Source organism: Pseudoalteromonas sp. SG44-8 (genome assembly GCF_014164125.1).
GTDB classification, from domain to species: domain Bacteria; phylum Pseudomonadota; class Gammaproteobacteria; order Enterobacterales; family Alteromonadaceae; genus Pseudoalteromonas; species Pseudoalteromonas rhizosphaerae.
Genome location: NZ_JACJEQ010000006.1, coordinates 199998 through 207880, shown reverse-complemented (window position 1 = coordinate 207880; position 7883 = coordinate 199998). Strand labels below are relative to the sequence as shown.

At 43.1% G+C, this 7883-nt stretch carries 5 protein-coding genes; 4 read left to right on the top strand and 1 reads right to left on the bottom strand.

Annotation, left to right across the window (positions count from 1 at the left end):
• Nucleotides 1-620 precede the first annotated feature (620 nt).
• A complete protein-coding gene (gene rsmF / locus H5163_RS07665; RefSeq protein ID WP_145234083.1) occupies nt 621-2057 on the bottom strand; it encodes a 16S rRNA (cytosine(1407)-C(5))-methyltransferase RsmF in 1437 nt (478 codons plus the stop codon).
• Nucleotides 2058-2321: 264 nt separating this feature from the next.
• On the opposite strand from rsmF, the gene H5163_RS07660 reads away from it, so the two are divergent.
• The 4 genes from H5163_RS07660 (at nt 2322) to acnD (ending at nt 7879) form a co-directional block, all read left to right on the top strand.
• A complete protein-coding gene (locus H5163_RS07660) occupies nt 2322-3026 on the top strand; it encodes a GntR family transcriptional regulator (protein WP_182734859.1) in 705 nt (234 codons plus the stop codon).
• A 71-nt stretch (nt 3027-3097) separates the two neighbouring features.
• Nucleotides 3098-3976, top strand: a complete 879-nt coding sequence (gene prpB / locus H5163_RS07655) for a methylisocitrate lyase (RefSeq protein WP_182734857.1) — start codon at nt 3098-3100, stop codon at nt 3974-3976.
• Nucleotides 3977-4001: 25 nt separating this feature from the next.
• Nucleotides 4002-5126, top strand: a complete 1125-nt coding sequence (prpC, locus tag H5163_RS07650; RefSeq protein ID WP_145233600.1) for a 2-methylcitrate synthase — start codon at nt 4002-4004, stop codon at nt 5124-5126.
• Between the two features lie 146 nt (nt 5127-5272).
• A complete protein-coding gene (gene acnD, locus H5163_RS07645) occupies nt 5273-7879 on the top strand; it encodes a Fe/S-dependent 2-methylisocitrate dehydratase AcnD (RefSeq protein WP_182734856.1) in 2607 nt (868 codons plus the stop codon).
• Nucleotides 7880-7883: the final 4 nt, after the last annotated feature.

The following is a 7883-nucleotide window of genomic DNA, read 5'->3' as shown; positions in this document are numbered from 1 at the left end:
TTTGGTATTTAGGCAAGGCAGAGCCTATGTAGTGTGGTTGTTCCCCATAAATAGGCGATAACGCAGTATAAATTCCAAACATGCGCTGCCCAAAGGGTTCTTCCTAGGGGCGATTAACTCTTTGTTACTTACATGGATGTAAGTAAGGGGCGTGAGCAGGACGCGGAAGCTTTGCTCGGTTTTTACTTAGCCCACTAGGTTACAAACCTCGCGCCGCGATTAAATCGACCCTAGATTGAACAAATTTCCATCCACAAAGGTCAACACGCCTAGTCTATATATAGAAACAAGTTATGTGTAATAAAGCAATGATTACCTAAGTGACTGAATAAATTTCAAGACGATAGCTTATTTATAGACAAAAAAACGCCCAGAACGAATCCGCATTGTTCTGGGCTTAGGGGATGGCTCTAATGAGCCTGCGCTAACTTTAAAAACACCTTCTAAGTTCATTAAGGGAGAAGTAGAAAGTAATATTAAGTGTAGTTAACATATGTAAAAAAACCCAATAAATGATGATTTTTTATACTGCTTATAAAACAACTGTTTGTCTTAAAACGAAGCGCAAAGCTTAAATTTTATACATTGGTTGTTGCCAACTTATCCACACCTTATTATTATCACCAGCTGATCAGTTGAGTGTTTTGTACTAAATCTCGAGGTAAGGAGTTTTTAATTTTATTTTTTTGCCATTTTCCAAGCCCTATCGGACAGCCACAAAGGGTTAAAACCACTTCGCCAAGTGCGTTGCTAGGTTCGCTTAAACGAATATCTTTACCTTGAAAGTAGTCATTGGCCTGCTCGTTACTTAGCGCAATTACATTAGCCTTACATTGGCCACCAAATACGGTGGCAAATTCGTGGTTAAGACGCACCCCATTTTTGTGGATCATGCCGAGGTGGATACCAAGTCGCGCGTATTTTATTTTGTTTTCAATGGCGGCAAACTGCTCAGGGAATAGCCACAGTTCTTTATCGCGCTGCATTAGTGAGCCGCTGAGTGATGTCAGGTCAAATTGTTTTTTTAGCTCAGTGTAAAATGCTTGGCTGGATTTTTTGTCAAACGGCTGAAAAGGGAATGCACCTTTTTTTACTTTTTGATTTGGATTATCGCAGCTAGCAAGCTTTTTAAACTTAGCAATAAAAAAGCCTTCGCTGTCGAATGTTTGCGGCCATACATGCAAATAGCCTTCGCTGGTTGTGGCTCGCTCTGCACCTGCAAACAAATGATCTAATGGTTGTATTTCAAGATGCTCTGCAAACTCAGTGAGAAGATATTCGCACACTTGCTGATTTTCGAGCGGGGTTAAAGTACAGGTTGAATAGACTAATGTACCGCCTGGTTTTAATGCATAGAAAGCGCTTTTTATTAAGTTTTTTTGCACTTTGGCAATATCAATGTTTGACTCAATTGACCAATTCTTTAAGGCATCAGCATCTTTTCGAACCGTACCTTCGCCAGAGCATGGGGCATCGAGTAAAATACTGTCAAAGCATTCATACATATAATCGCCAAAAATAGCCCCATCAAAATGCGACAATGCACAATTGCCAACTCCCATACGCTTTAAGGTTGCGCTGAGTACTTTTAAACGAGATGACGACAGTTCATTGGCAACCAATACCCCGTGATTATTCATTAATGCTGCTAATTGAGAAGTTTTAGAGCCAGGAGCGGATGCCATGTCGAGCACATGAGTTGCATCAGTTAATGCGTCTTTAAGTGCTATTGGTGGCAGCATCGAACTGGCTTCTTGTACATACATAGCGCCACTTAAATGTAGATCCGTGTTACCCAGTGCCAGAGCTTGCTCTTCATGTTCACTGCGCTCTAACCAAAAACCTTCGCTACACCATGGGATTGGGCTTAATGTCCAGCCTCTATCAAGGGCATACTGCTGAAAATCCTCAACCGACATTTTAAGCGTATTGACACGTACAGATTTACGAAGCGGTCTGCGACAGGCATTGAGAAAGTCATCCAATGTTAGGTGTGCTGGTAAATAGGTCTTTACGTCATCTATAAAATGCTGGGGAATATAGGTATTGGCGTCCAAGGCAGTGCTCACAGAGAATTTTAAAGTTGTATTCTAGCATTATTAGTGGCTCAGAGCAGTGCCTTAAATAATCTTTTAAAGTATACAAACCTGTCGACACTTGGTGCATAAATGTGTGTTTTAAGTGTTTTTAAACATTATTTATTATACTTATGTCGACAATAGCCGTTTTTAAACGCAGTTTTTACTGATTTAGGGTTGACACATTTACAGCTAAAGACCATAGTGTATCCGTAAATTGTCGACAATCTTAGAAGGTGAACAATGACGCAAGATGCTTTTAGTGAAACACCTATTACTACCGCCTCAGATCAGGTATTTGTGGATATGCGTCGAGAAATTGTCGAAGGCAGTATTGTTCAAGGTAGCAAGATATCCGAGCCAGAACTGGCAAAGCGTTATGGTGTAAGCCGTGCAACGCTTCGTGAAGCGCTTAACCGCCTTGAAAGTTGTTATTTAGTTGAGCGTAAAGCGAATGTGGGTTGTCGTGTTGTGGCACTTACAGCTGAACGTTTAATAGAAGTATATCAAGTTCGCAGTGCGCTTGAAGGTTTAGCGTGTCGTTTAGCTGCCGACAATATGGCACCCGATGAAGTACAAAGTTTAAAGCAATTACTTAATCAGCATCTGAAAACACAACGTGTAAAAGAGGGTGAGTCTTACTATCAAGAAGCCGGCGATCTGGATTTTCATTATCGCATTATTAAAGGCAGTAAAAACGACCACCTTATTCACTTATTGAGTAACGGACTTTATCAGTTAATTCGTATGTATCGTGTGCAAATGGGCATGGTTGGGCCTCGCGTATCAAAAGCGTTTGATGAGCACTTAGCCATTATTAATGCGATTGAAAACCATGATGGGGAATTAGCTGAGTTATTGATGAAGCGCCATATCAGTGCATCGCAAGCCAATATACAAACGAAGTTTAATTTACATGCCGCGCAAAATGAGCGCGTGGAGCAGTAAAAACGTCATATTAAACCATTAAAAAATATAAGTTGTCATAAAGCAACCCCGTTCAAAGTTAGGAGAATGTAATGTCAGCAGGATTAAAATTTAAACAGGCGATTGCCAATAATCATCCATTACAAGTCGTCGGCACAATCAACGCTTACACGGCGATGATGGCTGAAAAAATGGGTCATCAAGCAATTTACCTTTCAGGTGCAGGTGTCGCGAATGCTTCATTTGGTATGCCTGATTTGGGGATGACCAGTCTTGATAATGTTTTGGAAGATATTCGCCGCATCACAGGTGCCAGCGATTTACCATTACTTGTTGATGCCGATACTGGTTGGGGTGGAGCATTTAATATTGCTCGCACAGTCAAAGAGATGACCAAAGCCGGCGCGGCGGGGTTTCATATTGAAGACCAAGTAGCGCAAAAGCGGTGCGGCCATCGCCCGAATAAAGAAATTGTCTCGCAAAGCGAGATGGTTGACCGTATTAAAGCAGCTGTTGATGCTAAAACTGACAGTGACTTTTACATTATGGCGCGTACTGATGCGTTTCAAAAAGAAGGCTTAAATGCCGCGATTGAACGTGCAGCAGCCTGTGTTGAAGCCGGCGCCGATGCGATTTTTGCAGAAGCCGTACACCATCTTGCCGACTATCAAGCCTTTACCAAAGCGATTAATGTGCCTATTTTGGCTAACATTACTGAGTTTGGCCAAACGCCAATTTATACTAAAGAGCAACTAAGTGATGTAGGCGTAGAAATGGTGCTTTACCCACTCAGCGCGTTCAGAGCAATGAATAAAGCGGCACTTAACGTCTATTCAGCAATTTTAAATGAAGGCTCTCAACAGAGCCAAATTGAAAATATGCAAACACGTGCTGAGCTTTATGACTTTTTAGATTATCACTCGTATGAAAATACACTCGATAACCTTTTTTCAGCAAAATCTAATAAATAATAATAAATTCAACAGGAGACACATCATGGTAGATAAAGCATTAGGCGGCGCAGGACTTCGCGGACAAGTAGCAGGCCAAACAGCACTTTGTACAGTAGGGCAAACCGGTTCAGGCTTAACGTATTGTGGTTACGACATTGCAGAGCTTGCTGAAAAAGCGCAGTTTGAAGAAGTATCTTTCCTGCTTTCGCGCGGTGAATTACCGACCTCTGCAGAGCTTAGCGAATACAAAGCTAAACTAAAAAGTTTACGTGGTTTACCACCGGCACTGAAAACTGTACTTGAAAACATTCCAAAAGACGCGCACCCAATGGATGTCATGCGTACAGGTTGCTCTATGCTAGGTAACCTTGAAATGGAGCATGACTTTAGTCAGGCTAATGATGCCATTGACCGTATGGTTGCGGTATTCCCAAGCATTATTTGTTACTGGTATCGTTTTACTCACGACGGTGTGCGTATTGAAACACAAACTGATGATGACTCAGTTGGCGCGCATTTTTTAACGCTACTACATGATAAAGCGCCATCAGAGTTATTTGCTCAAGTGATGAATGTATCGCTGATTTTATATGCAGAGCATGAATTTAATGCCTCAACCTTTACTGGTCGCGTTTGTGCATCGACATTATCTGACATTCACTCTTGTGTAACAGGTGCCATTGGCACGTTACGTGGCCCATTACATGGCGGCGCGAATGAAGCGGCAATGGATATGATTGAAGGCTTTAAAGATGCAGACCATGCAGAGCAAGAAATCATGGGCATGCTGGAGCGTAAAGATAAAATTATGGGCTTTGGTCACGCAATCTATCGCGAATCAGATCCACGTAATGTGATCATTAAAAAGTGGTCTGAAAAACTCGCTGCAGAGCTAGGCGACGAGGTACTTTATCCAGTATCGGTGCGCTGTGAAGAAATTATGTGGCGTGAGAAGAAGTTATTTTGTAACGCAGACTTTTTCCATGCATCGGCGTATCACTTTATGGGCATTCCAACTAAGTTATTCACCCCTATTTTTGTTATGAGCCGTGTAACAGGCTGGACCGCACACGTAAAAGAGCAACGCGCTAATAACCGTATTATTCGCCCAAGTGCAGATTACACTGGGCCAGAAGCGCGTAGTTATACGCCAATCGAATCACGTTAAGACTATTAAAGGTGGGCGAAAATACGCTCACCTTTTATTTTTTGCACATTGCCACTAGCGCATAGTTTTTAAGGCCTCTTTTTTCATACATCCCTTAAACACGCTATACGTGTGCGACCACCGTCACCAAATTAGCGAGTCTTGTAATGACTATCATAAACAATACTAAATACAGAAAACCCTTACCTAACTCTAATGTCGATTATTTTGACACCCAAGCTGCAATTGATGAAATTAAGGCTGGTGCGTACGCAGCCTTACCCTATACATCACGTGTTTTAGCAGAGAATTTAGTACGCCGCTGTGAGCCGCAAATGCTAACCGCAGCACTGTCGCAGCTTATCGAACGCAAACAAGATTTAGATTTCCCTTGGTATCCCGCGCGCGTAGTCTGTCACGATATTTTGGGACAAACAGCGCTGGTTGATTTAGCTGGCTTGCGTGATGCCATTGCAGCCAAAGGCGGCGATCCAGCTAAAGTTAACCCAGTAGTACCAACACAGCTGATTGTTGATCACTCATTAGCCGTTGAATACGCAGGGTTTGATCCTGATGCTTTTGAAAAAAACCGCGCTATTGAAGATAGACGCAACGATGACCGTTTCCACTTTATTAATTGGACTAAAACTGCGTTTAAAAATATTGATGTGATCCCTCCGGGTAACGGCATTATGCATCAAATCAACCTTGAGAAAATGTCGCCGGTGATCCAAAGCCGCGATGGGATTGCTTTTCCTGATACCTTAGTCGGTACTGATAGCCACACACCGCATGTTGATGCGTTAGGTGTCATTGCAGTAGGTGTTGGCGGCCTTGAAGCCGAAAGCGTGATGCTTGGCCGAGCCTCTTATATGCGTTTGCCTGATATTATTGGTGTTGAACTCAGTGGCAAACGTCAACCGGGTATTACAGCAACGGATATCGTGCTTGCGATCACTGAGTTTTTACGTGGCCAGCGTGTCGTATCAAGCTATTTAGAGTTTTATGGTGAAGGCGCAGATGCATTGACATTAGGCGATCGCGCTACTATCTCAAATATGACACCAGAATTTGGTGCCACCGCAGCGATGTTTTATATCGACCAGATGACCATTGATTACTTACGCCTAACAGGACGTGAAGAAGAGCAAATTGCCTTAGTTGAAAACTACGCAAAAACTACCGGTCTGTGGAGCGACAGCCTAAAAACAGCGCAGTACGATCGGGTATTAAAATTTGATCTATCAAGCGTTGGCCGCAATATTGCTGGACCGTCAAATCCGCATCGCCGTGTTTCAACCAGTGATTTGGCAGCGCAGGGGATCTCTGGGGTTGTTGAAAATGAAGACGGTTTAATGCCGGATGGTGCCTGTATTATTGCTGCTATCACTAGTTGTACGAATACCAGTAATCCACGTAACGTCATAGCAGCTGGTCTTATTGCGCGTAATGCAAATGCGAAGGGCTTAACCCGCAAACCATGGGTTAAAACCTCATTAGCACCGGGTTCAAAAACAGTGCAATCGTATCTTGAAGATGCCAAATTACTGTCAGAATTAGAGCAACTTGGTTTTGGTATTGTTGGCTTTGCGTGCACTACGTGCAACGGTATGAGTGGCGCGCTTGATCCCGTTATTCAACAAGAAGTGATTGATCGCGACCTATACGCCACGGCTGTGCTCTCTGGTAATCGTAATTTTGATGGCCGTATTCACCCATACGCTAAGCAAGCATTTTTAGCGTCTCCGCCATTAGTAGTTGCCTATGCCATTGCAGGAACTATTCGTTTTGATATTGAAAAAGACGTACTCGGACAAGACCAGCAGGGCAATGACGTAACCTTAAAAGATATTTGGCCATCAGATGAAGAGATTGACGCAGTGATTAAACAAAGCGTAAAACCTGAGCAGTATAAGAAGGTTTACGAGCCGATGTTTAATTTAACCGTTGATTACGGTGAAGATAACGACCCACTTTACGATTGGCGCCCACAAAGTACTTATATTCGCCGCCCGCCATATTGGGAAGGCGCACTCGCTGGTGAGCGTACCATGAAAGGTATGCGCGCATTAGCGGTACTTGGCGATAACATCACAACTGATCATTTATCACCGTCAAATGCAATTATGGCCAGTAGTGCAGCAGGTGAGTACTTAACGCATATGGGTGTGCCAGAAGAAGACTTTAACTCGTACGCAACGCACCGCGGCGACCATTTAACTGCGCAACGTGCAACCTTTGCTAATCCTAAATTACTTAATGAAATGGTGATTGAAAATGGCGAAGTGAAACAAGGCTCATATGCCCGTATTGAGCCTGAGGGCACAGTTACTCGGATGTGGGAAGCAATCGAAACCTATATGCAGCGCAAACAACCATTAATTATTGTTGCAGGAGCTGACTATGGCCAAGGTTCTTCTCGTGATTGGGCAGCCAAAGGCGTGCGTTTAGCAGGCGTTGAAGTTATTGCTGCAGAAGGTTTTGAGCGTATACACCGTACTAACTTAATTGGTATGGGTGTATTACCGCTGGAATTTAAAGCGGGTACCACCCGTAAAACGCTTAAGCTAGATGGTAGTGAAAGTTACGATGTAACTGGTGAGTTAACACCAGGTGCGAGCGTTAATTTAACGATTACCCGCACTGATGGTGAAGTATTAAATGTGCCAACAAAGTGCCGTATTGATACTCAAGAAGAACTATCCATTTATGCTGCAGGTGGCGTATTACAACGCTTTGCTCAAGACTTTTTAGAAGCCACGCAAAGTGTATAAGGAA